This is a genomic window from Sphaerospermopsis torques-reginae ITEP-024, assembly GCF_019598945.1.
GTDB lineage: Bacteria > Cyanobacteriota > Cyanobacteriia > Cyanobacteriales > Nostocaceae > Sphaerospermopsis.
Window position 1 is genome coordinate 1,822,520 of the sequence record NZ_CP080598.1, and the last position, 22,732, is coordinate 1,845,251.

Consider the following 22,732-nt stretch of genomic DNA (forward strand, 5'->3'; position numbering starts at 1 on the left):
TCCCCAATCACCAAAATTCCATGTTACAAGGTTCAATTCTCCAACAATTAGAAACAGCCTATCGTCATAGCACTAGACCTATTCGCTTTGGCGTGTATTATAAAAATACCTTAGTGGCTTTATGTCATGCTTTAGAAGACCATATTTTAAGTAAAGAAGATCAACCAATAGTAATTACCTGCTTTCAAAGAGGCAAATGGTATCTGCAAGAAGCCCAAAGATATGCAGATATTGCCAAGTGCAGCCGGGAAATTGCAATTATGGCTACCAGTGATGCTGGTTTTGCCGAACATCCCACCAGTCAACTAGCAAATGTAGATTTAGTACCACTACAAACATCTGATCCAGTATCCCAAGAATGGCACTTGATGATTCTGTCTCCACAATACACATCAATGGTAATTTGTCAAGAATTATCAGATGAAGATTATGGAGTTACAGGACTACCGGGGTCAGATTTAGAGCGCAAATTCTATGGAATGTGGACATTTGAGCCGGATGTAGTTCTGAAAGCCGCCGAGATAGCGATCGCTCACATCGAAAAATACAACCCAGAATTAGCCCAAAAACTGACCCAGCATAAACAAGCAATCAAGGCAGAAATAGCTTCACCAGAGGAGATTGGTAAAGTCGTTTCCCTGGTCATTGACTACCTAAAAAGTGGTGAAAATACTTTATCCTATCCCACAGCCACACGCCAAAACACTTTGAGTTCCAACCTGGTTTCTAACGAAGTCCAGGCATTTTTGCGGATGGCACAATTAATAGACATAGCAGATATTCAAAATCCCATGGCAGCCGCCGAAGTAGCTGCGATCGCCGAAATCATGGGACAATTACTAGACCTACCCGCATGGCAAATTAAAAGATTACGTCTAGCTGGGTTACTACACCGAATCGATCCACTGCAACAAACCGAAAGCATCCTCACATCCCCCAAAAAGCCCACAGAACAAGTAGCCGGACCAATTTGTCCCTTAGTTCCAGGAGCGCAAGTATTACGCACCATGCCCCAACTCAGAGCGATCGCCCAAATTATTACCCATCAAACCGAATGGTGGAATGGCACAGGAGAACCAGCAGGTTTAACAGGTGAAGAAATTTCTTTAGAATCAAGAATATTAGCCATAGCAGCAGACTTTCAATGGCGAGTTAGTCAGCAAAAATACTCAGCCCAAAGTGACAAAAATATCTTTACTCAGGCATTGGAGCAATGCCGACAACAACAATCTACCCGTTTTGACCCTAAACTAATAGATACCCTCACTTTGTTAGTTATGGGTTTACAACAGGGACTGGACTTACCCATTATGACACCCAAATTCAGCAGCAGTATGTGGTTACTTGATTCTCGCTGGAACAGTCAAGAATTAAAAATTAAAAATTAAAAATTAAAAATTAAAAATTCACCCATGAACATAGAAAGCATTAGATTAGGAAAAATTAAACACCTTCCCGGAGCAGACTTAGAAGACGAGGATCTGTCCCAACTCGATTTAAGCCGCATTAACTTAGCCGGTTCCACCCTCGTTGGTACTAACTTTACAGGTTCTCAACTCGAAGGCGCACATTTTGAAGGTGCAAATTTAATGGGTGCAAGCTTGCTAGAAACTGATTTGCGGGCTAACTTAATGGGAGCTAACTTAATGCAAGCAGACTTAACCAGCGCCGATTTGCGAGGCAGCAACTTGCGTGGTGCTAACTTAATGGGTGCTACACTTAATGATGCTTCCTTAGTCGGTGCTTTTTTAAGTGGTGCTAATTTGATGAGTGTAAACTTACAAGGTGTTGACTTACGCAGTGCTGACTTACGTGGTGCAAACCTCACAGGTGCAAATCTCAAAGGTGCAGATTTGAGTCGTGCTGATTTGCAAGGGGCAACATTAAGTCAAGCCAATCTGGAAGAAGCCGATTTACGGGGAGCTAACTTAGCAGGGGCAAATTTAACCGGGGCAAATTTACTTTGTGCAGAATTAGAAGCTGCAAATTTAATCGGTGTAAATTTAGATCAGACTTGTTTAGTGGGTACAATCCTAGAAATTCTTCCTGAATAATTTTATTTGCCAAGGAATTTAATTTCAAGTAAACTTCAACTCTAACTCACCAATGACTAGCCAAAAAAGATATTTTCTTATATATTATGAATGATTCATTTAGTCGCCTTCAAGAATGGCTCACAGTATTTGCCTATTTAGGATTTACTTTATTTATTATTTGGCGAATTTTTACGGCACAAAATAAATAATAAATCAGTCCCTAGTTTCCTAATTACGAGATAAACTACCTGAAATATAAACTCAACACATTGATACTAAGGAACATAACAATGGCTCTGATTGATGGTCTTGCTGATGATAATAAAAGACAGACACTAGTAGCTGATTTGACAAATTTATTAGATACTCAAGTTTCTTCCATAGGTGGTGTTTCTGGGATGGCCATCAAAGCTGGATATGCAGCTATTAAAGGAATTAGTCCCAAATATTGTGCTGGTGCAATTGAGCGTCTTTTACCAGAATCTTTCGCTGCACTAGAACCTATCTGGGAAGAAGGTTTAAATACAGGTGATGCTGTCGGATATCTTAGTCAAAATCGTTCTCGTACAGCAGATTTATTACTGAGTATTACTGATATTCGGATTCAAAAAAGCAGTAACTCTACTATCAAAGGTGTCTATAATAAACTTCGCAGTTCAGTTAAAAAGCACGTGGAAGAAGCTGTACCTGGTTTAGCTCAAGTTATTGATAAATACACTAAAAACTAAGCTACAACTATTGTGGGGTAGGCATCTGCCCCCACATTTATTAAGAAAATACGCTATCATTTATTAAAAAAACTACAAATCATTTCCCCAGGACTATTTCCCTTAAATTGAGTTACATTCCCATCTTTATTTACCTTAAATTTACCCCGACAGTTATAAACTTCCATCGGTGTTTTTTTACCATTAATACTTACAGATGCTCGATATTCCCAATATTTTTTAGCACTGCGTTTAATACTTAAAATACAAATTTCTTGCCCTTGATAATTCCTACATACTGTTGCTAAAGCGGGAGATGTAAAAGAAAAAGAACAAGCAAAAATGAAAACCAGCAGCATCACAAAATATTTAATCATTATTAAATTATCAACTATCAACTATCAATTATCAATTATCAATTATCAATTATCAATTATCAATTATCAATTATCAATTATCAATTATCAATTATCAATTATCAATTATCAATTATCAATTATCAATTATCAATTATCAATTATCAATTATCAATTATCAATTCTTCCTCATCCACAAAGCTAGTCCACCCATAAATAATACCCCCATTATTCCCTGTAAAGGATTATTATTTACACCAGTCACCCAGTCAGGAACAACTCCCGAATATTTCGTTAATTCTCCCACGTTAATAATATAATAACCCCAAACCAAACCACCATGTAAACCAATCGGTAAACCTAAACGCCCTCTTTTACCAAGCTTTCCCCATACTTGCGTTAACCCTAATAATACTAAAGCCGGAAATTGTGGTAATGTGTGAATGATTGCTTCTAATGGTTTAATAAAATGTGCCACAGCAAATAAAATGGCATTTATCCAAGCTGCTAAATTTAAATTGTAATCCCTTTCTAACTCATCCCATAACCAACCCCGAAATAATAATTCTTCCGCAAAACCAACACCGAAACCAACCAGTAAACCTTCTAAAATTATTTTGACTAAAAACACTTTTGGTTGTTGCCACAATAACCAACCCAACAAACCCTGTAAACTAAATACTATTAAAATACTAATTAATCCTATACTTAAACCCTGCACAAAATCTATCCCATTTAGGCGGGAAAATTCTAACCCATAATGTTTTAATATCTGAGGTTGTTGATAAACTTTCTTACCCCATAACTTGAGTAGAAAAATAAACTCTGCATAAAGTAGTACCATTGTCAAGATACTTTCTAAATTAGTATCTTCAACCAGTAAATATATAGGTACTGCAAAAGGCAACCATACAACCAATAAACACAAGATAAAACAACCCACCCTAACAGGGGCGGGACTTTGGGAAATTCGAGATAGATTAATTTTTATCATGAATTAGTCAAATATCATCAGTCAACACTATACTACTAATTAACTAATGACCAATGACTAATGACCAATAACTATTCATCTGGTTCAATGGTACTGCTCAAACCATGATTTTTTAAAGTTTCACAATAAAACTCAGCGTGTTCTAAGGCGCAGGTAATGACTAAAGCTAATCCGTTGTTGTGAGCTTCCATCATGATACTAACAGCTTGGGGCTGGGTAATACTCGGTACTGTGGTCATTAGCACTTGAACTACATACTCCATAGAGTTGAAGTCATCGTTATGGAGTAGAACGCGATACCGAGGCGCGAGCTTGCGAGTTGTGGAAGGCTTTTGAATAGTTTCTACTGACACTGCTCTTTGCTCTTTGATCGTTAATTTACTACAATATTATTTCTGTTAAACATTAGCTTAACAGTTTTTTATTTACATCTTATAACTATTTTATAACATTTTCGTGTTGATGCCACCCAGAAACACCCGACTGGATAGTCATTACTAATGGTTAAAACTAGAAATTTCTGAGCATAATCATAATACTACACCAGTGTTACTTTTAAAATTAAGAACAATACTACTAAATCCTTGCTTCTGCTGCTGCTATGGATATTAGCTTCAACTTTCAACCAGGACAAATAGTGTCTTTAGATTATGGTAACAGAAATCTTTATGCTGAAGTCATTCAAGTTGTGACTGAACGTAATTTGTGCTGGGTACGTCCTTTACTACTAGCTAACTTCACCCACGAACTACCCCTGATAACTGATCTGCGAGATGCGTCTGACTTGTTATGGCCTGTCAATTTATTTCGGACTGCTTTAGATACAGAAGTGATTAGTCTACTGAGTCAACTTTTAACCAAAGAACCAAAAGCTGACACAGATACGGTTGCCCAACAGCAACTAAATCAGTTTATCCACCAGCTTTGGCAAGCGTGCCAAGATGCTCAAGAATTGTGAATTTATTCAGAAAAACTAACAGTTACTAGCCCCAGCGTGGAACTAACTGCACTCGTCCAGCGTCCATCTCTGCCATTAACAATTCTAGAGCTTCGTAGTCCACGTCAGATATATAACCTAATTGAGTCAGTTCTGAGTTAATTTCATTTTCGATTTCTGGCGTTAATTTTTTGATGTGCAACGCTTTCTCTACCAGTTGACGAATGGCATATTGTGTGTTCATAAAAAATCACTCACCTTTAATTGTTACCCATTATCCAAGATTGGTATCGGTATAAAAAGTGATCTAGCTATCTATAAATTAGTGATCTAGATCACGAGCAAACGGTAATTTTGGCTTAAATCCACGGAGTTATAGCGATTCCCAGGTTTAGTATCATGACGACAGAAGATTAATCTGCATTTTGGCTGTCTATGTAGATTGTTTTTTAACCTAAAGGAAAAAAATGTATTTATATATACATTTTACCTTGTAGTTATAACAATCTTTAAACAAAAGTCACAAAGCAATAAAGATTTAATAAAGGAGTCAGGAGTCAGGAGTCAGGAGTAAGAATTATACAGATAAATGATTAATTCATATCGGTAATAGGACATGACGCATGGGTGATTTTTTCCTGCCCATACCCTTTGCCTCATGTCCAGCCTAAACTATTTTACGTTTAATTATGTTGATCTACTGAACACAGTTCTAATTTACTGTGAACTATTGACCTGAAAGACGGAATAAATGCTAAGTTGAAAGAGATAAGTTGTAATTTAAGTTAGCTAAAAGATAGCAAAGTGGCTGTTTTAGTAGAGCAATTAATAACATCGGATATTTTAAAACCTGCCCGTTACCTGGGTAATGAGCGTTTAGCAGTACATAAACCTTGGGATGCGGCAACTGTACGTTGGGTGTTAACCTACCCAGAAGTTTATGAAGTCGGTGCTTCTAATTTGGGGCATATCATTTTGTATAACATTTTGAATGCCCAACCCAATCAGTTGTGCGATCGCGCTTATCTGCCAGCACCAGACTTAGGCGCGAAACTTCGCAGCACCCAAACACCCTTGTTTGCAGTAGAGTCAAAACGGGCATTGACAGAGTTTGATATTCTGGGTTTTAGCCTCAGTTATGAACTAGGGGCAACCAACATCCTGGAAATGTTAGATTTAGCAGGAATACCCCTGACTTGGAAAGAAAGGAGTTCAGGAGTCAGGAGTCAGGAGTCAGGAGTCAGGAGTCAGGAGTCAGAAGTCAGGAGTTCAGAAGGTTCTTCTTCCCAGTCACCAGTCACCAGTCACCAATATCCATTAATTTTTGCAGGGGGACAAACTGCCACATCTAACCCTGAACCTTACGCGGATTTCTTTGATTTTATTGCTTTGGGTGATGGTGAGGAACTATTGCCAGAAATTGGTTTAGTGATCGCTGAAGGAAAAGCCGCCGGTTTAAGTCGGGAGCAATTATTATTAGACTTGGCACAGATTCCCGGTGTTTACGTGCCACAATTTTATGAAATGGGCGAAAATGGCGCGGTTAAACCTTTGCGTCCAGATGTTCCAGAACGTATCCTCAGACGAGTTGCTACACCTATTCCCGCTTATTCTATTGGTTTAGTACCTTATGTAGAAACAGTACACGATCGCCTAACCATAGAAATTAGAAGGGGTTGTACCCGTGGTTGTCGGTTTTGCCAACCAGGAATGTTAACCCGTCCTGCAAGAGATGTAGAACCGGAAAAAGTGGTAGAAGCCATAGAAAAGGGAATGCGGGAAACTGGTTACAATGAATTTTCCCTGCTATCTTTGAGTTGTTCTGATTATCTATCCTTACCCGCAGTGGGGATGGAAATCAAAAACCGTTTAAAGAATGAAAATATTACCCTGTCCTTACCTTCTCAACGAGTCGATAGATTTGATGAGAATATCGCTAATATTTTAGGAGGTACAAGACAAGGCAGTTTGACTTTTGCGCCTGAAGCCGGTACTCAACGGATGCGGGATATTGTTAATAAAGGTTTAACCAACGAGGAATTATTACGAGGAGTAAAAACAGCTTGGGAACAAGGTTGGGATAAAATCAAGCTGTATTTTATGATTGGTTTGCCTGGAGAAACAGACGCGGACGTTTTGGGAATAGCGGAAATAGTCAGATGGTTACAGCGAGAATGTCGGGGTCAAGGGAGAAGACCGATCAATTTTAACTTGACAATTTCCAATTTTACGCCCAAACCCCACACACCGTTTCAATGGCATTCCGTTTCTACGGCTGAGTTTGCCCGCAAACAAGATTTACTAAGACAAGAATTTCGCCGGATTCGTAATGTAAAGGTGAATTTTACGGATATTCGCCTTTCTGCAATGGAAGACTTTATAGGCAGGGGCGATCGCTCTTTAGGAAAAGTCCTCCTTCGTGCTTGGCAACTCGGTGCAGGAATGGACTCTTGGTATGACAGTGTAGAAACGGCTTTCAAGGCTTGGGGAGAAGCAATTTCCGAAGCTGGTCTAGATTGGAAATACCGTAAGGTGGAGAATGGGGAATGGAATCTGTTTTCTTCAGGTAACGAAGAACAAGAAAAACTGTCACCTGTCACCTGTCACCTGTCACCTTCTTCACCTCTCGATCTTCCCTTACCTTGGGATCATATTGATACAGGGATTGATAAAAAGTGGCTGCAAGAGGACTTAAAACGCGCTCTAGAAGCTGCTGTTGTTCCTGACTGCTCTTTTGAAGGTTGTTCCCATTGTGGTGTCTGTGGCACTGATTTCGGGCATAATATAGTCATAGAACCACCTGCAATTCCTCAGTTTGTCGGTGATTTTGTCCCCAATACCACCAAAGCACAACGGTTAAGGGTGTGGTTTGGAAAACAAGGTGATATGGCCTTGGTCAGTCACTTGGATTTAATGCGCCTGTTTGATAGAGTGATGCGAAGGGCAGGTTTACCAGTCGCCTTTACTGGTGGTTTTCATCCCCATCCCCGCATTGCTTTAGCTAGTGCTTTATCCTTGGGAAGTACCAGCAGTGGGGAAATAGTTGATTTTGAATTAACTCAACCAATGGATGTGGCAACTTTCCGCACGCAACTGGTAAGTCAACTACCGTCAGATATTCCCATCTACAGAGTAGAAGAGATAGATTTGAAAGCACCCGCAGCAAACCAGGCTATGGAAGCAGCGGAATATTTGCTCACTATTTCTACACCCGGAAATGTGGAAGTTGACAAATGGCAAGATTGGATTGCGGCTATACTAGATAAAGATGAGATTTTGTCAGAACATACAACTAAATCAGGTAAACAGCAGAGCATAAATCTACGCGATCGCCTGTTTGCACTGGAGTTAGAGCAGGTAAACACTTCCCCCACCGAGTCTCAAGCTATCTTGCATTATTTGGGTAGCTGTCGTCATGACGGTGTGAACTTGCGTCCTGAGCAAATATTGTCTATACTAGAAATAGTGGCTGGTGCAGAATTTCATCTCTTGCATATCCACCGCAATCGGCTAGTTTTAGGAATATAATGCCTCAAGAGGAACTGGCTAGTAGTTCCTCTGAACGACTATATTCATAAGGAATTGATTTTTAGCAAGGTTGCGCTAGAATAAAGTGAAGAGAAATTTTCTGGCGCTGCGTTAAATGATCTGATTCACTACCCTGAACATCAGGGTTTTTAACAGAGTCTTGTAATCTTTGTAAAAAGTCTCAGATGCTACTTGATGGTGACTTAAAAGCCTCAATTAATTTAGCATCTGTGGGGATTCTGGGAAGGAAGAATGAGACAGATAATCAAAAGATTAACTGTGATTATTAGAGACTCTCAGGATCGGAGTGCAAGCAAAAATAATGAGAGTGTAGTTTTTAGGATTGTATCCGAAACAACTAAGGCAGGTTAAAATACACTCGCTATACATACTTAGTGAATCAGTTCTTAACGTGAAAATCGCTATCAACAGTGATTTTGGGTTGAAATGAAACTGGAACAATCAGGCGTGTAAACGCAATTACAGTCTTGTTATCGGCTTCCAATTTAGAGAAGCAATGTCAGAGAAAAAAATTTTTATTACCAGTAGCGCCTTGTAGGGCTACCAGTGGGGGCGATAGGTATAACATAAGCTCCTTTTCATCTCTACTGGTGCTGCCAATTTTTGAGGAACTTGAATTGAATGCCAAAACAAATTATTATCGCAGAACAGCATCAAATAGCTGCCGTATTTTCCGAAGATCAAATACAAGAACTCGTTGTTGCCACTGGTCATCATCAAATTGGTGATATATACTTAGGCGTGGTAGAAAATGTATTACCTGGGATAGACGCAGCTTTTGTCAACATCGGTGATCCAGAACGTAACGGTTTTATTCATGTCACTGATTTGGGTCCATTAAAGATCAAACGTAGTTCCGCAGCCATTACTGAACTGCTGACACCACAGCAGAAAGTATTGGTGCAAGTAATGAAAGAGCCAACAGGAACAAAAGGACCAAGGCTCACAGGTAACATCACCCTACCAGGACGTTATGTAGTATTGATGCCCTATGGTAGAGGTGTAAACCTATCCCGGCGGATTAAAAGTGAAAGTGAACGGAACCGCCTCCGCGCCCTAGCAATTTTAATTAAACCTGCTGGGATGGGTGTACTGGTACGAACAGAAGCTGAAGGCAAACCAGAAGAAGCAATTATAGAAGACTTAGAATTGCTACAAAGGCAATGGGAAGTTATTCAGCAAGAAGCCCAGTCTACCCGCGCCCCTGCTTTACTCAATCGGGATGATGACTTTATCCAACGGGTGTTAAGGGATATGTACGGTGCGGATGTGAATCGCATTGTAGTGGATTCCAGCACTGGGTTACGAAGAGTCAAGCAATATTTACAAAACTGGAGTGGAGGGCAAACACCACAAGGTGTTTTAATTGACCATCATCGTGATAGATCACCAATTTTAGAATATTTCCGCATCAATGCAGCGATTCGGGAAGCTTTGCGCCCAAGAGTAGATTTACCTTCTGGTGGTTACATTATTATTGAACCCACAGAAGCATTAACAGTAATTGACGTTAACTCTGGTTCTTTCACCCGTTCCGCCACAGCTAGAGAAACCGTACTATGGACTAACTGCGAAGCGGCGACAGAAATTGCCCGTCAACTCAGACTCAGGAATATTGCTGGTGTAATTGTAGTTGATTTCATTGATATGGAATCACGACGCGACCAACTGCAAGTTTTAGAACACTTTAATAAAACCCTTAAAGCAGACAAAGCTCGTCCGCAAATTGCCCAACTAACCGAGTTAGGTTTAGTAGAACTTACCCGCAAACGCCAAGGTCAAAATATTTATGAATTGTTTGGCGAAACTTGCCCCACCTGTGGCGGTTTAGGACATACTGTACGCTTACCAGGGGAAATAGAAAACCGGATGCCTATCCCCGCAGCAGATATCCCAGAGCGGTTGACACCGATACCCCAAAGGGAAGTGAGAACACCATCTGCACGCATCCCAGAAACCAGGGAAACTAGGGACATTTATGATGGCTTTAGCGAGGGTTTTGAAAGTGATTCTGAGGTTGGCCATTTGATCAACCATCCCAGTTATCAAGAATTGGGTGACAACAAACGTCGTACCCGCACCCGTCGCAGTCGCATCGGTATCAATGGCACTAATGGCAAAGATGAAGTCAGGTCTGGTAATTCATTGGGATTTGGCAATGATTTAGATTTAGACTTGGATAGTGACAATGAGCTAACCCCCACATCAGAAATTCCCTCTCTTCTCTCAGATCCTCTCCGGGAAAGAGAAGCTATGCGAACCCCTTCTCTTGGTAAAGGTGGTTGGGAAAGACCAGAGCGCACCAAAGTTAAGATAGAGCCGGTTAAACCAGTTGTAGAACCGCCCCAGATTGTTTCCGTGGAAATGACAGACCAGGAACAAAAGATGTATGCTGAAATGGGCATTTCCCCGGCTGTGAAGTTAGAGTCAGAGGTGAAAAATCCCAAATCTGTGATTTTTAACATTGTTCAACCTGGACAAACACCAAATAGCACAACGGAATCTACCTCAGAATCCACATTTCCCGAAACAACTACCTCTGAATTTACCAGAGTCAAAATGCCAACACCAAAAGTTGAGGTAGAAGAACCATCCTTGCCCAAATCCAGAATTGAGCCGCCTTTGGAAGATTCTAGATCCACGGGATTTGACTCTTTGACAGATGATGAGGAAATAATCAATAGCACTTCTATTTCTAATCGCCGTCGTCGCCGTCGTTCTTCTGCACTGGAGGACAGTTAACCGCTTTTATGGTAGAGACACAGCCAACACCTGCATCTGTTTCGTCAACTACACCTTTGGGCGAATCAAGTTGGTGGGAGTTTTCCATCGGTTTAGATATTCATGGGTTGGTTGCTGGTGTGGATGAAGTGGGGCGTGGGGCGTTATTTGGTCCTGTAGTTGCGGCCGCAGTGATATTACCGCCAGTAGCTTTGCCACAACTGATGGCTTTGAAAATTAACGACAGTAAAAAGTTGTCTAGTTCTCGCAGAAATCAGTTAGCACAGCAAATTGCTGGGCTGGCTTTGGACTGGAAAATTGGTTATGCTGCTACTGCGGAAATTGACAAGATCAATATTTTGCAAGCAACACTGTTAGCAATGAAGCGGGCTGTACTGAAGCTAAAGGTACAGCCTGAGCTTTGCCTGGTTGATGGCAATCAGATGGTAAAGGATTTGAATATACCGCAACAAACTATTGTCAATGGAGATGGGCGATCGCTCAACATTGCAGCTGCTAGTATTATGGCTAAAGTTTGGCGTGATGATCTGGTGCTGCGTTTAGCATCTAAGTATCCTATGTATGACATAGAATGTAATAAGGGTTATGGCAGCCCGCGACATTTGCTGGCTTTGCAAAAATACGGTCCATCACCCTTACATCGTCTCTCTTTTCGTCCATGTCAATTATCAGGGAATAGGGAACAGGTAACAGGGAACAGGTGACAGTGAAGAAGTTTTTACCAATTACCCATTACCAATTACCCATTACCAATTACCCATTACCAATCATTCAAAATTTAACAATCCCATTTCTGTATTATCACTAGCAATTTCTTTTGTTTGTGTTTGTGATATTACCCAATGGCGATAATCAGCGAGGAGGTGATGCAATAATCTTTGTTTAATGGTCAACAACACGCTTTTAAGTAAACTATTCCCTGTGGTTTCCAAAATCGACTTGGGAGTGAGGGAAAATGGATGAGGAATATCTACCAACACTTCTAGATCGGCTTTTCCTTGTAGCCTTGTGTCATTACCATTGTGGTAAGGTGATAAATACCCTTTTAAATTGAGAGCAAAACGTTGGTTGATATATTCAAAACCCCTGATTTCACAACCTACAGAACGTAAATAAATTGTTCCGTGGGCATCTGCCCAAACTCTCATATCTACAGTTGGTTGAATACTCAAGGACATAAAAGCCAAAGGACGCATTTTTAAACGAAATACTTCCTCTGATAACTGTTGAATCCTACTGTTATCAGCTAAAGTTTTCACCAGGCGTTGAGGCTGACGTAAGTAATGCTGAATGGGAATGGGCTGTTTGGGAACAGCAATTTCAACCGATTGAGAGGCAGTAAACTTCGTAGCCATGAGTAGATTAAAGCAATATGTTTTATTGTAATATTTTTTAATAAACTAGATTGATTTGCATAAAATCAAAAAATTTATTCATAATCATTCAAAAGAAGGCAGAATGTACGGATTTAGCTCTTTTTTACCCGTACAAGAATCAAGAGGCACGGAATAAGTATCTTTCCTGGCTTCTTGTCATCTAAGTACAAATCTAAAATCTGGGATCTCAAATCTAAAATCTAAAATTGTCATGAATAAATGTGAACCTCTGGCGATCGCATATTTAGGACCTCCTGGAACTTACTCAGAACAAGCTGCTTCTTTTTATCTCAACTGGCTAAAAAGCAATCAAGAGATAGAAGCTACCTTATCACCTTATCCTACCATTGCCAAATCATTACAAGCGATAGCTACAGAACAAGCTGATATAGCTGTTGTACCTGTAGAAAATTCCATAGAAGGCAGTGTCAGCATGACAATGGATAGCCTGTGGCAGTTAGAGAGCTTGCGAATAAAACTGGCTTTGGTTTTGCCCATTAATCATGCTTTAATTTCCTGTGCTGATAGTTTAGACAACATTGAGACTGTTTATTCTCATCCCCAGGCATTAGCACAATGTCAAGGATGGTTGGCCAAATTTCTGCCTAATGCCAATTTAATTGCTAGAAATTCTACCACCGAGGCACTGGAGGGACTGCCACAAGCACCGGAAACAGCAGCAATTTCTTCTCAGAGAGCCGCCCAACTTTATAATTTACCTATTCTCGCTAGTGCAATTAACGACTATCCCGAAAACTGTACACGCTTTTGGCTAGTGGCTAAAGAAAGTACGGAAAATAATGGTTTTAACCCTACTCACACATCCTTAGCTTTTAGTGTACCTGCAAATGTTCCTGGTGCATTAGTCAAAGCTTTAGAAGTATTTGCTCATCTAGGTATTAATCTGAGTAGAATTGAGTCTCGTCCTACTAAACGTTCTTTGGGAGAATATCTATTTTTCCTGGATATAGAAGCCGCAGTCACTTCACCTCTGATGGTATCAGCTTTAGCCGAGTTAAATAGTTGTACAGAAGTTTTAAAAATTTTCGGCAGTTATAGTGTTCTCACAGTTAACAGTGAATCAAAAAAATTTTAGATTTTGGATTGTATCCTACCTTCCGCACCCCCCGGTGTCACAATCGGTTTTTTCGTAATTTCATTACCACCAAATGTTGTATTTTGTACCAAAGATAATGAATATTGGTAGGCGATCGCCAATTCTAAACCCACATTCCGCACTTCAAAAAGTAGCATAAGTAAACTACATCCCACATTCCGCACCCTCAACTGTCACAGATCAAAAAAGCCATTAAAGTAGTACATAATAACTAAAACCGATTCAAAGATTAAGAGGGTTAATGAGAATTAATAGCATTAAAAGGGACATGGTCTGAGAAAGTGAAGCTTGGTAACAAAAACAAAAGAAAAAAATGAATTGATAACCAAATAAGAAATAATTGATGACAACAGAAATAGTAGAGGAAACTGTTGTGAAATTAAAACCTCAAGAAATAGAATTGAGGGGGCGACAAAGGAGTTAAAGAGGTTGCTGGATAAGGATCACAGCCCTCATACCCTGCTGATAAAATGGCATCTTATTGCGAACTAACGCCATCATCTCCAAGACCAATTCTTGACACTCATTCATAGAAACTATCCAACTAGAACCATACAAACCTATCCAAAAATCACTATGTCTTCTTCTAGTTCTTTGATGTTCACTCATCCGACAAACATAAGATTGTTGTCTTTGAGATTGAGTTTTTTTACCTTGTAACCATGCAGAAGTCATTGCTAAAGCAATCAATAAAATTATCCGCACAAGTCTATCAGGAGAAGCCTGAGAACCTTCTAAATTATAACCCCCAGTTTTACAATCTTTAAACATAGCCTCAATCCCAAAACGTTGGCTATATATTTTGATAGTTGTTGATATATCTGTGAGATTAGTTGATAAATACCAAGGTTCTAATTCTTGCTTACCGCGATACTTTCGTTTCCAATAAACGGCTAAATTACAACGACCAAAACCTTTCTCCTGTGTGAGATTAACATTTTCATAAAATCTCCGACCTCCCGGATAAATTGGAATTGTACTCAATGGTTGGAATTTTTGTCTTTTTTCTTGAAATGTGGTATCTTTTTTCTGTCTGAAGATATACTTCAAACCCTGACCTTGTAACCATTTTCTTAATTCAGCACCATGAAATTCCCTATCGCCAATAATGACTAATTGATAATTTTTCAATAACCTAATTACCGGACGTAATACTTTTTGTTGTTCCTGGAGGTTGACGAGACCATTCTTTTCTACCATCAAACTGCACCCTCTAGATAACTGCTTAATAACCTCACATTATTGTCAATAAGCACCAACTTTTTTCAGAGAGTCTATCATCTGTAACCCTTTGCCTGTCTTGGTTTCACTTTGCTTGTCGCCCCCTGAAGGTTTATGTCTACTGGTTTATACTTTGGCTCAACGTCAAATTAGAAATGCTCTGAAAGAGTCTAAATCAACAATTAAAAATCAATTAGGTAAAGCAACTGACCGCCCTACTTTACGCTGGATTTTTCAATGCTTTCAATGTATTCATTTGGTTATACTCAATCAGGAAGAACATATTTCTAATTGGAATCAGGACAGAGATTTTATCTTGCGCCTTTTACCAGATGATTGCTTACGTTACTATCAATTAGTCACCTAATTATTATCTATACCAATTGAATTTCTATGAGTGAAAATGAGCTAATATCTTTGATGTATAGCTCCATTTTACTATGTCTATAATTTCGTTTTTATCCTGGAAATATTAGTCTTGTTTATGATTTTTATCTTGAATATCTTCTTTTCTTTATCTGTTAACCTCTCCAGGTGGTGTTCATTCTTATTGCTTCTTATTGAGAATAGGTTTTGATGCTATTTTTGGTGATTTACTGTTTCTCAAATGCCTTTTTTCACTTTATATGTCTGTTTTTATGCTAACTTTGATTTTTCATCTCCGTAATTTCCCTCTGGGACAGTTTGGGGTGCGGAATGTGGGTTGCAAGCAATCGAAGAGGATAAAATCAATGCCTATATTTGCATTTGGGACTAAAAACATGAGAGAAAAGGCGTGAAATATATCATAAAAAAGCACTCGTCAATGCTTGCCCACGCCCAGGAGCTAGTCTACACCCTATCTGAATTGATGCCTACCCGTTAAAGAACTACCATATAGCAATCCGATTTGAGTTATGAACAAATAGTACAAGTGATTTGGTAAGGTTAGGATACTTAAAGTCTTAATCTAGTTCGATTTACGTCAATAGTAACTATGATCTAATCGTTCTATAATCATTTAGGATTGCTATATATTGTCCCATCACCTCAGCCGGAAGTTGAGGAAGTGTTTGCAGTTCACCAAACAACTGTAGAGTTTTACCACGAAGTTCAGACTCGTTCGGAGTTTAAACGTTATTGTGAATGGTATTACACAACCGCAGCCGAAAACCGTAGAGATTTAGAAAAAATGCGCGGCGAACTCAATATTATGGGGTGGTTTTTTCGCCGCTAAAAGAGGAATGAAAGATATATTGCTTCTCAGCGTTCAGAGTCGAGAATACAGAAGTCAGAAAAATCAGGAATTTTGAGTCAAATTTCATGCTTTTTATCAAAAATAGTCGTTTTGCTTGGTGATTTAACAATTATTCTCACTCCTGACTCCTGACTCCTGACTCCTATTTAAATTACCTCTAACTCATTCTCTCGTAAATGAGCTTTAAATTTTTTGCTAAACTGAACTAAAATTGGCAGGTTAGCACTGACAGGTCTGCCTTGCCATTGAGTAACAATAGCAGAAATTTCGCCTTCTGATCCTTTGAGGTCAAAACTCTGACCCCGATGCTCAGGATGATGATAAACTACTACCGACTCTTTTACACGAACGCGATCGCCAATATTCATAGTATTATTTATACCTGATTTTTCTTGATTATTGAATTGATTGACTTGGTTGATTTTACCATATCTTGACATTCAAGAAATATAGCTTATTGGCGCTGGGGGCAGAATTGTTGTAATTCTGGGGGAAGTTGCTGACACAACCGCCCAAAAGACTGGGGTTGAAGTTGCCACCAAGCAAATAAACCTAAACTTGTACCTCCAAGCAACAAAGCTAAAAATCCGCCTAAAACTAAGACCAGTTTACCCCGATTTACTGCTTTAACAGGAGTAGAAACTGATTCTTCACTGAGATTCAAATCCATTAAAGCTAGGGAACTCTCTGCTAAATAATCTACTGCTGGTGCTTGCGCTTCAAAAGTTTCTGTTTCTGTGCTTGTGATTCCTAATTCCTCTGTTTCTGATGTTTCTAATACTATTGGTACAGGTGTAACAGGTACTAAATGGGCTTGGGAAGTACGGACAACCGTAAGAACAATAGATGTATTATCTTGACCGTTTTTTTCATTTGCCAATTTTACCCAGTTACGTGCTGCATCTTCCACTGTCAGTTTACCTGTTAACAGGGGAATTACATAATTCTGCCAAGATTTTTCTACCCAATCATGATCACTTAAACCATCGGAACATAATAATAAAATCCCGTCTTCTTCCAAAATAAAGCGTTTGATGGCAAATTGTAGAGATTCGGCTTCTTTTGTTCCTAATGCTTGGGTGAGTGCATGGGCGTTAGCTGTTGTGATTGCTTGACGATACAAACTTTGACCAAAACACACTTTTCTGGTTGCCATATCATCATCTATGGTTAGTAGTTGGCAATAGCTGGGAGTGATCCAATAAGCACGACTATCACCAACATTAGCTATATAAAGTTCATGAGTATTTTCTGATTCCCGTCCTGTATTGGTGACTATACGTTGCGGTAATTGTATGGCCATGACTAAAGTGGTGGCCATGCGTTCTCTACCTTGGCGGTTTTGTTCGTCATTGCGTGACCATATCATATTATTTACCACCCGCAAACTAGCCGCTAGTTGTTGGTGCAACAAGTCTGGGGGAACAATTTCTGTTTTTTCGGCTACATCTTGTAACCAAGCACGGATTTGTAATTTTAAGGACTGAACTGCTAGTTGACTAGCAACTTCGCCGCCTTCATGGCCTCCAATGCCATCACAAATTATTGCTAAATGTTGGCTTAAATAGTTATCTAAATCACCTGGGTTACAGGGGTAGCAACTATCCTCATTGTGTTTCATCACCGGACCTGCATCTGTAAACCCAGCGACTTTCACCATCAATGGTAATTCTGCTGCTGATGCTAGTAATAATTGATTAAGTTGATGGCTAATAGTAGTAAAATCTACTTCACCTTGGCACATCTGCTGGATGATATTACTTAAACCAGGAGCTATTTCGGCTTTTGCTACCAGTACCCATGAGTGCCAAGATTGCCCCAAGTGCTGCAAGGTAAGTGTTTCTGTTGTTTGGTATAGTTCTAGTAATTTGATACACCAACCTTGAACGAGTATGTTATTTGGTGATAGTAAACTTGCAGCTACTCCCACTTCTGATAAGGGTTTCCACAGTTGGAGAATTTGCCATAGCCAGTATAATTGCCTAACTGCTTTTGCTTCTTCCCACACTTTGGTAATGATGGGATAGAGATTTCCTTTTGTATCTATAGGTGCATTTTCTAACAAGAGAATATCATTTGTGTCTTCTGTGTCTTCGGTTGTAGAAGTTGTAAATCCGTAGGGTTGGGGGATGTGTAACCGTTCTGGATATAATTTCAGGTAGGGGATAACTGCCGGGGTCCGTTCTGATGGTATCTCTGGTGGTTTTCCTGGTTGGGTATCTAGCCAAATTTGCTGTGTAATTACCTCATATCTGTCGGCAATTTTTGTTTCTGGGGGTATGCTGGCGGCATTTGTGCCGATCGCCCACAGATAGCGGTAAACTAATGGTGTTTGACAAGTTTTACAAATGCGATCGCCTAGATTATTAATCGGTTGTTCACAGTCGGGATTGATACAATGAATAGTCCGGTTAGTAGAATTCATAAATGTATAAAGTAAGGAGTCAGGAGTCAGGAGTCAGGAGTCAGGAGTCAGGAGTCAGGAGGAAGAAGAACTAATTTTTGTATTTTGAACTCTGCACCCTACACTGAGTCGGGAGAATAGTTAGATCAGAAATTATAAATATTTAAGAACTTAACAAAAAGATTAAGCATAATACTCAAAGTTTGATTTATGCTACATATTCTATTTTTGAGCTTGAGTTGTGAGTGTATAAATTATAAAGAAATTCAGGTGAATTTAGATGAACTTGGGATGTTAATTACTAGAATAGCAATCAACTATGTTTGTATGCTCCTGTTGATAGGTTTGTACTTTAACAATATCTTTGTCATTTTCCCGTAGGTTGGGTTTACCGTGTGGAAACCCAACGTAAACTCAACGTATTTGTTGGGTTTCGTTCCTCAACCCAACCTACAAATCAAGATATTTTTGATTTTGGCGAAGGTATTGACTTTAAATCAAAAATTTCTTTCCGTAAATAGTGATGGTCTAAATGTAGTTAATCACAAAATAATATTGGGGTTAAATTTTTTGTTTTTATTGTCTGGGATGGCGTTATGCCAACTTTTACCTTAATCTGGCTGTTAGCAGGTATAGTTCTGTGTTTGATGGAACTTTTTTTACCAACAGCCTTTGTGCAATTTATGATGGGAGTTAGTGCCTTTGCGGTGGCGCTACTTTCTTATTTGGGTTTGAGCAGTTTATGGCTGCAAGTTGTTCTTTGGCTGTTACTTTCCACCGTTTTAGTTGTGTTTTCCCGCAGGTTTTTACAACCACCAACACGCAAATCAAAAATCTCTGATGCGGTGATTGGCGAAACTTTAACAGAAATTTTACCAGGTCAGGCGGGACGGGTGCTATATGAAGGTAATTCCTGGCGGGCTAGATGCGATGATCACAACCTCAGTTTAGCACCAGGGCAAAAAGTTTATGTCGTAAGTAGAGAAGGTACGACTTTAATTGTGATGCCAGAAAATATTTTATGACAGGTGACAGGTGCTACGCCACGGTGACAGGTGACAGATAAGAGTTTTCAAAGCATCGTATTTTCGGAGATTTATAAAAATGGGTCAGTTTTTATTGTTACTTGCTTTGGCTTTTGGGGGCGGTACTGTTGTCCTCAAATCAATTAGAGTGATTAATCAAGGTGATGAAGCTTTGGTGGAAACTTTGGGTAGTTATAAGAAAAAGCTTGGTCCGGGCTTAAATATGATTAATCCTTTTTTTGATAACATTGTTTATAAGCAAACGATTCGGGAAAAGGTTTTAGATATTCCTCCTCAGCAATGTATCACCCGTGACAATGTTTCCATTACTGTTGATGCGGTGGTGTATTGGCGGATCGTGGATATGGAGAAAGCTTACTATAAAGTAGAAAATCTCCAGTCAGCGATGGTTAATTTGGTTTTAACTCAAATTCGCTCGGAAATGGGACAATTAGAGTTAGATCAGACTTTTACCGCTAGAACTCAAATTAATGAAATTCTGCTGAGAGATTTAGATATTGCTACTGATCCTTGGGGTGTAAAAGTTACACGGGTGGAATTGAGAGATATTATTCCATCTAAGGCTGTGCAAGAGTCTATGGAATTGCAAATGTCCGCAGAAAGACGGAAACGGGCAGCAATTTTAACATCTGAAGGTGATAGAGAAGCGGCGGTGAATAGTGCTAGAGGTAAAGCGGATGCTCAAATTTTGGATGCGGAAGCGCGACAAAAGGCGATAATTTTACAAGCGGAAGCGGAACAAAAGGCGCTGGTTTTAAAAGCGCAAGCGGAAAGACAGCAGCAGGTTTTGAAAGCACAGGCGATCGCGGAGTCAGCAGAAATTATAGCTCAAAGGATGCAAACTAACCCAGATGCACACAAAGCTTTAGAAGTTCTCTTTGCACTAGGTTATTTAGATATGGGTACAACTATTGGTAAAAGTGATAGTAGCAAGGTGGTGTTTATGGACCCCCGCACCATACCTGCTACTTTAGAAGGTATTCGTTCTATTGTCTCTGATATTCCCAATGGTTCTCATTCTTTGTTGGAGAATAGAGACTAGGTTATTATCTCATCTTGTGGGGTAGGCATCCTGCCTGCCCTGTATAATTAGCGGGCAAGATGCCCGCACCACAAGAAACACTTGTATATTTTTTTATTTGTCAGTCCCTTAATAAAAACTCTTACCTGTCACCTGTCACCGTGGCGTAGCACCTGTCACCTGTCACATACTTCCTGACAATTATTACACAATCCGAAAAACTCTAGGGTGTGGTAAAATACTTTAAATTTATGGCTGGTTTGTAACTCGTTTTCTAGTTCATGGACTGGACATTGATGGATAGGTATGGAAATACCACATTGTAAACAGGTGAGGTGATGTTTATCTTGTTGAGTTAAACTATACAAAGCCTCACCATTAGATAAAGTTCTCACCTGTACTTTACCTTCGAGTTTCAAAGCTTCTAGAGAACGGTAAACTGTGGCTAAACCCATGCTTTGACTACGGTTACGTAGTTCTATGTATATGTCTTGTGCGGAAATTCCTTGTTTGATGTTTTTTAATAGGTTTAAAATTCGCTCTTGACTGCGGGTACGTATAGCTTTCATAGTAATTTGGGATTTTAGATTTAGGGTTGAGAATAATAAAAATTTTGTATCTTATGTGACTATTTTAAGTTACCATATCTGATATGAGGTTTTTTGATTGGCTAACTGATAAATGAACTTTAACCAGTCTGTGATATTGTGACAACGGACAGCGACGAGGACATCAGCTGATGGTAAAAAACTCAGACCATAAAAGAATTTTAGCTCTGTCACCTGTCACCTGTTCCCTGTCACCTACTATATTTTCACTCAGTTGGAACATAAAAGTTATAGGATAGCGATCGCACCATTCAGCAAAAGTTACCCCCCTCATGCAAAGGAAGTATTTAGCTAAAATTTTCGTGACTCTTCGGCCTTCTGTTTTAGATCCTGCTGGTGTAGCCGTACAAACTAGCTTAAAACAAATGGGACATGAAACCGTTGAACAAGTCAGAATTGGTAAATATATTGAATTAACCACTATTGCACCAGATGAAGCTACAGCAAATCAAGATGTGAAAAATATGTGTGAGGAACTGTTAGCAAATATTGTGATAGAAAATTATCGTTTTGATTTGATTGAAGTAGAATCTCAAACTGGTGTTTTTTAGGTAATGGGTAATTGGTAATGGGTAATTGGTAATTGGTAAAAACTTCTTTACTGTCACCTGTCACCTGTCACCTGTCACCTGTCACCTGTCACCTGTCACCTGTCACCTGTCACCTGTCACCTGTCACCTATTCCCTATTCCCTATTCCCTTATTTATGAAATTCGGTGTTTTAGTTTTTCCTGGTTCTAATTGTGACCGTGATTCCGCGTATGTGACTAGAGACTTAGTCGGACAACCAACGCGGATGGTTTGGCATCAAGAGACTGATATTAGTGATATAGATGTAATTATAGTCCCTGGGGGCTTTAGTTACGGTGATTATTTGCGTTGTGGGGCGATCGCTCGTTTTTCTCCTGTGATGCGGGAAGTGGTTAATCATGCACAACAAGGTAAATTTGTCATCGGTATTTGTAATGGTTTTCAGGTATTAACAGAGGCTGGTTTGTTACCTGGTGCATTGACGAGAAATGAGAACTTGCATTTTATTTGCGATCGCTCTCCGTTGAAAGTTGAGCGTAATAATTTACCTTGGACTCAGAATTATACTCAAGATGAAGTAATTAATTTACCTATCGCCCACGGAGAAGGGCGATTTTACGCAGATAAAGACACTTTAGCAGCAATTGAAGATAACGGACAAGTGGTATTTCGTTATCACGGAGAAAACCCCAACGGATCATTAAATAACATTGCAGGGATTTGCAATTTGCAAGGTAATGTGTTAGGAATGATGCCACATCCTGAACGCGCAGCAGATGCAGTATTAGGTAATACTGATGGTTTGCAATTATTTACGGGTTTGTTAGGTAAAGTTGCAGCGTTAGTATAG

25 protein-coding genes and 1 pseudogene are annotated in these 22,732 nt (G+C 39.5%); 15 read left to right on the forward strand and 11 right to left on the reverse strand.

The features are described 5' to 3' along the window. Window positions 1-20 precede the first annotated feature (20 nt). From K2F26_RS08400 to K2F26_RS08410, 3 genes are all read left to right on the forward strand, one after another. Window positions 21-1,388: a DICT sensory domain-containing protein gene (locus K2F26_RS08400; protein ID WP_194054949.1), complete on the forward strand. Its 1,368-nt coding sequence runs from the start codon at window positions 21-23 to the stop codon at window positions 1,386-1,388. 24 nt (window positions 1,389-1,412) lie between these two features. Continuing rightward, complete coding sequence (locus tag K2F26_RS08405) at window positions 1,413-2,054, forward strand: pentapeptide repeat-containing protein (protein ID WP_220611093.1); 642 nt, start codon at window positions 1,413-1,415, stop codon at window positions 2,052-2,054. Window positions 2,055-2,326: 272 nt separating this feature from the next. Further along, entirely contained in the window at window positions 2,327-2,764 is a 438-nt protein-coding gene (locus K2F26_RS08410; protein ID WP_220611094.1) for a DUF6918 family protein, read from the forward strand. 56 nt (window positions 2,765-2,820) lie between these two features. On the opposite strand, the gene K2F26_RS08415 is transcribed toward K2F26_RS08410, so the two are convergent. From K2F26_RS08415 to clpS, 3 genes are all read right to left on the reverse strand, one after another. Beyond that, on the reverse strand, window positions 2,821-3,120 hold the full coding sequence (locus tag K2F26_RS08415) for a hypothetical protein (protein ID WP_194054847.1): 300 nt from the start codon (window positions 3,118-3,120) through the stop codon (window positions 2,821-2,823). Window positions 3,121-3,277: 157 nt separating this feature from the next. Next, window positions 3,278-4,093 carry a CPBP family intramembrane glutamic endopeptidase gene (locus tag K2F26_RS08420; protein ID WP_220611095.1) on the reverse strand — a complete coding sequence of 272 codons (816 nt, stop codon included), beginning with the start codon at window positions 4,091-4,093 and terminating at the stop codon, window positions 3,278-3,280. A 71-nt stretch (window positions 4,094-4,164) separates the two neighbouring features. Then, a complete protein-coding gene (clpS, locus tag K2F26_RS08425) occupies window positions 4,165-4,446 on the reverse strand; it encodes an ATP-dependent Clp protease adapter ClpS (RefSeq protein WP_096570144.1) in 282 nt (93 codons plus the stop codon). Window positions 4,447-4,694: 248 nt separating this feature from the next. On the opposite strand from clpS, the gene K2F26_RS08430 reads away from it, so the two are divergent. After that, complete coding sequence (locus K2F26_RS08430) at window positions 4,695-5,051, forward strand: hypothetical protein (RefSeq protein WP_220611096.1); 357 nt, start codon at window positions 4,695-4,697, stop codon at window positions 5,049-5,051. Between the two features lie 25 nt (window positions 5,052-5,076). Here the strand turns inward: K2F26_RS08430 and K2F26_RS08435 are convergent, their stop codons facing one another. Beyond that, window positions 5,077-5,274: a hypothetical protein gene (locus tag K2F26_RS08435; RefSeq protein WP_096570148.1), complete on the reverse strand. Its 198-nt coding sequence runs from the start codon at window positions 5,272-5,274 to the stop codon at window positions 5,077-5,079. A gap of 560 nt (window positions 5,275-5,834) precedes the next feature. On the opposite strand from K2F26_RS08435, the gene K2F26_RS08440 reads away from it, so the two are divergent. The 3 genes from K2F26_RS08440 (at window position 5,835) to K2F26_RS08450 (ending at window position 12,025) form a co-directional block, all read left to right on the forward strand. Continuing rightward, window positions 5,835-8,558, forward strand: coding sequence for a TIGR03936 family radical SAM-associated protein (locus K2F26_RS08440; RefSeq protein WP_220611097.1), 2,724 nt, complete (start codon window positions 5,835-5,837; stop codon window positions 8,556-8,558). A 642-nt stretch (window positions 8,559-9,200) separates the two neighbouring features. After that, entirely contained in the window at window positions 9,201-11,321 is a 2,121-nt protein-coding gene (rne, locus tag K2F26_RS08445; RefSeq protein ID WP_220611098.1) for a ribonuclease E, read from the forward strand. Window positions 11,322-11,329: 8 nt separating this feature from the next. Beyond that, entirely contained in the window at window positions 11,330-12,025 is a 696-nt protein-coding gene (locus tag K2F26_RS08450) for a ribonuclease HII (protein ID WP_220611099.1), read from the forward strand. 63 nt (window positions 12,026-12,088) lie between these two features. On the opposite strand, the gene K2F26_RS08455 is transcribed toward K2F26_RS08450, so the two are convergent. Continuing rightward, complete coding sequence (locus K2F26_RS08455) at window positions 12,089-12,676, reverse strand: DUF1997 domain-containing protein (protein WP_220611100.1); 588 nt, start codon at window positions 12,674-12,676, stop codon at window positions 12,089-12,091. A 232-nt stretch (window positions 12,677-12,908) separates the two neighbouring features. Between K2F26_RS08455 and pheA the strand changes: the two genes are divergently transcribed. After that, window positions 12,909-13,793, forward strand: a complete 885-nt coding sequence (gene pheA / locus K2F26_RS08460; RefSeq protein WP_220611101.1) for a prephenate dehydratase — start codon at window positions 12,909-12,911, stop codon at window positions 13,791-13,793. Here pheA and K2F26_RS08465 read toward each other — a convergent pair. Together K2F26_RS08465 and K2F26_RS08470 are read right to left on the reverse strand one after the other, a co-directional pair. Next, window positions 13,790-13,951 (reverse strand): hypothetical protein, encoded by a 162-nt coding sequence (locus tag K2F26_RS08465; protein ID WP_220611102.1) that lies wholly within the window; start codon window positions 13,949-13,951, stop codon window positions 13,790-13,792. The genes pheA and K2F26_RS08465 overlap by 4 nt on opposite strands. Before the next feature lie 283 nt (window positions 13,952-14,234). Further along, entirely contained in the window at window positions 14,235-15,014 is a 780-nt protein-coding gene (locus tag K2F26_RS08470; RefSeq protein WP_220611103.1) for an IS4 family transposase, read from the reverse strand. Window positions 15,015-15,069: 55 nt separating this feature from the next. Here K2F26_RS08470 and K2F26_RS08475 point away from each other — a divergent pair. After that, window positions 15,070-15,402: pseudogene (locus K2F26_RS08475) on the forward strand (IS1634 family transposase); the annotation flags it as partial. Between the two features lie 639 nt (window positions 15,403-16,041). Next, a complete protein-coding gene (locus K2F26_RS08480) occupies window positions 16,042-16,251 on the forward strand; it encodes a hypothetical protein (RefSeq protein WP_220611104.1) in 210 nt (69 codons plus the stop codon). Window positions 16,252-16,418: 167 nt separating this feature from the next. Here the strand turns inward: K2F26_RS08480 and K2F26_RS08485 are convergent, their stop codons facing one another. After that, window positions 16,419-16,640 carry a ferredoxin-thioredoxin reductase variable chain gene (locus tag K2F26_RS08485; protein WP_220611827.1) on the reverse strand — a complete coding sequence of 74 codons (222 nt, stop codon included), beginning with the start codon at window positions 16,638-16,640 and terminating at the stop codon, window positions 16,419-16,421. Window positions 16,641-16,726: 86 nt separating this feature from the next. Then, window positions 16,727-18,697: a PP2C family protein-serine/threonine phosphatase gene (locus K2F26_RS08490; protein ID WP_220611105.1), complete on the reverse strand. Its 1,971-nt coding sequence runs from the start codon at window positions 18,695-18,697 to the stop codon at window positions 16,727-16,729. 374 nt (window positions 18,698-19,071) lie between these two features. Here K2F26_RS08490 and K2F26_RS25130 point away from each other — a divergent pair, with 374 nt between their 5' ends. The 3 genes from K2F26_RS25130 to K2F26_RS08500 all read left to right on the forward strand — a co-directional run bounded on the left by K2F26_RS25130 (window position 19,072) and on the right by K2F26_RS08500 (window position 20,764). Further along, window positions 19,072-19,197, forward strand: a complete 126-nt coding sequence (locus K2F26_RS25130; protein WP_302850045.1) for a hypothetical protein — start codon at window positions 19,072-19,074, stop codon at window positions 19,195-19,197. A gap of 75 nt (window positions 19,198-19,272) precedes the next feature. Beyond that, the gene (locus K2F26_RS08495) at window positions 19,273-19,701 is read left to right on the forward strand and encodes an NfeD family protein (RefSeq protein WP_220611106.1); all 429 of its coding nucleotides are present in this window, start codon (window positions 19,273-19,275) and stop codon (window positions 19,699-19,701) included. Between the two features lie 79 nt (window positions 19,702-19,780). Continuing rightward, on the forward strand, window positions 19,781-20,764 hold the full coding sequence (locus K2F26_RS08500; protein ID WP_220611107.1) for an SPFH domain-containing protein: 984 nt from the start codon (window positions 19,781-19,783) through the stop codon (window positions 20,762-20,764). Between the two features lie 155 nt (window positions 20,765-20,919). Here K2F26_RS08500 and K2F26_RS08505 read toward each other — a convergent pair whose 3' ends face one another. Beyond that, complete coding sequence (locus K2F26_RS08505) at window positions 20,920-21,312, reverse strand: Fur family transcriptional regulator (protein ID WP_220611108.1); 393 nt, start codon at window positions 21,310-21,312, stop codon at window positions 20,920-20,922. Window positions 21,313-21,475: 163 nt separating this feature from the next. After that, window positions 21,476-21,625 carry a hypothetical protein gene (locus tag K2F26_RS08510; RefSeq protein ID WP_220611109.1) on the reverse strand — a complete coding sequence of 50 codons (150 nt, stop codon included), beginning with the start codon at window positions 21,623-21,625 and terminating at the stop codon, window positions 21,476-21,478. Here K2F26_RS08510 and purS point away from each other — a divergent pair. Both purS and purQ read left to right on the forward strand, forming a co-directional pair. Further along, window positions 21,624-21,902, forward strand: a complete 279-nt coding sequence (gene purS / locus K2F26_RS08515) for a phosphoribosylformylglycinamidine synthase subunit PurS (RefSeq protein WP_220611110.1) — start codon at window positions 21,624-21,626, stop codon at window positions 21,900-21,902. The two genes, K2F26_RS08510 and purS, sit on opposite strands and share 2 nt — an antisense overlap. A gap of 155 nt (window positions 21,903-22,057) precedes the next feature. Next, window positions 22,058-22,732 carry a phosphoribosylformylglycinamidine synthase subunit PurQ gene (gene purQ, locus K2F26_RS08520; RefSeq protein ID WP_220611111.1) on the forward strand — a complete coding sequence of 225 codons (675 nt, stop codon included), beginning with the start codon at window positions 22,058-22,060 and terminating at the stop codon, window positions 22,730-22,732.

Coding starts and splice junctions, on each gene's coding strand:
- K2F26_RS08400 (WP_194054949.1), top strand. CDS start 21: ATGTTACAAGGTTCAATTCTCCAACAATTAGAAACAGCCTATCGTCAT.
- K2F26_RS08405 (WP_220611093.1), top strand. CDS start 1,413: ATGAACATAGAAAGCATTAGATTAGGAAAAATTAAACACCTTCCCGGA.
- K2F26_RS08410 (WP_220611094.1), top strand. CDS start 2,327: ATGGCTCTGATTGATGGTCTTGCTGATGATAATAAAAGACAGACACTA.
- K2F26_RS08415 (WP_194054847.1), bottom strand. CDS start 3,120: ATGATTAAATATTTTGTGATGCTGCTGGTTTTCATTTTTGCTTGTTCT.
- K2F26_RS08420 (WP_220611095.1), bottom strand. CDS start 4,093: ATGATAAAAATTAATCTATCTCGAATTTCCCAAAGTCCCGCCCCTGTT.
- K2F26_RS08430 (WP_220611096.1), top strand. CDS start 4,695: ATGGATATTAGCTTCAACTTTCAACCAGGACAAATAGTGTCTTTAGAT.
- K2F26_RS08435 (WP_096570148.1), bottom strand. CDS start 5,274: ATGAACACACAATATGCCATTCGTCAACTGGTAGAGAAAGCGTTGCAC.
- rne (WP_220611098.1), top strand. CDS start 9,201: ATGCCAAAACAAATTATTATCGCAGAACAGCATCAAATAGCTGCCGTA.
- K2F26_RS08450 (WP_220611099.1), top strand. CDS start 11,330: ATGGTAGAGACACAGCCAACACCTGCATCTGTTTCGTCAACTACACCT.
- K2F26_RS08455 (WP_220611100.1), bottom strand. CDS start 12,676: ATGGCTACGAAGTTTACTGCCTCTCAATCGGTTGAAATTGCTGTTCCC.
- pheA (WP_220611101.1), top strand. CDS start 12,909: ATGAATAAATGTGAACCTCTGGCGATCGCATATTTAGGACCTCCTGGA.
- K2F26_RS08465 (WP_220611102.1), bottom strand. CDS start 13,951: ATGCTACTTTTTGAAGTGCGGAATGTGGGTTTAGAATTGGCGATCGCC.
- K2F26_RS08470 (WP_220611103.1), bottom strand. CDS start 15,014: ATGGTAGAAAAGAATGGTCTCGTCAACCTCCAGGAACAACAAAAAGTA.
- K2F26_RS08485 (WP_220611827.1), bottom strand. CDS start 16,640: ATGAATATTGGCGATCGCGTTCGTGTAAAAGAGTCGGTAGTAGTTTAT.
- K2F26_RS08490 (WP_220611105.1), bottom strand. CDS start 18,697: ATGAATTCTACTAACCGGACTATTCATTGTATCAATCCCGACTGTGAA.
- K2F26_RS08495 (WP_220611106.1), top strand. CDS start 19,273: ATGCCAACTTTTACCTTAATCTGGCTGTTAGCAGGTATAGTTCTGTGT.
- K2F26_RS08500 (WP_220611107.1), top strand. CDS start 19,781: ATGGGTCAGTTTTTATTGTTACTTGCTTTGGCTTTTGGGGGCGGTACT.
- K2F26_RS08505 (WP_220611108.1), bottom strand. CDS start 21,312: ATGAAAGCTATACGTACCCGCAGTCAAGAGCGAATTTTAAACCTATTA.
- purS (WP_220611110.1), top strand. CDS start 21,624: ATGCAAAGGAAGTATTTAGCTAAAATTTTCGTGACTCTTCGGCCTTCT.
- K2F26_RS08510 (WP_220611109.1), bottom strand. CDS start 21,625: ATGAGGGGGGTAACTTTTGCTGAATGGTGCGATCGCTATCCTATAACT.
- purQ (WP_220611111.1), top strand. CDS start 22,058: ATGAAATTCGGTGTTTTAGTTTTTCCTGGTTCTAATTGTGACCGTGAT.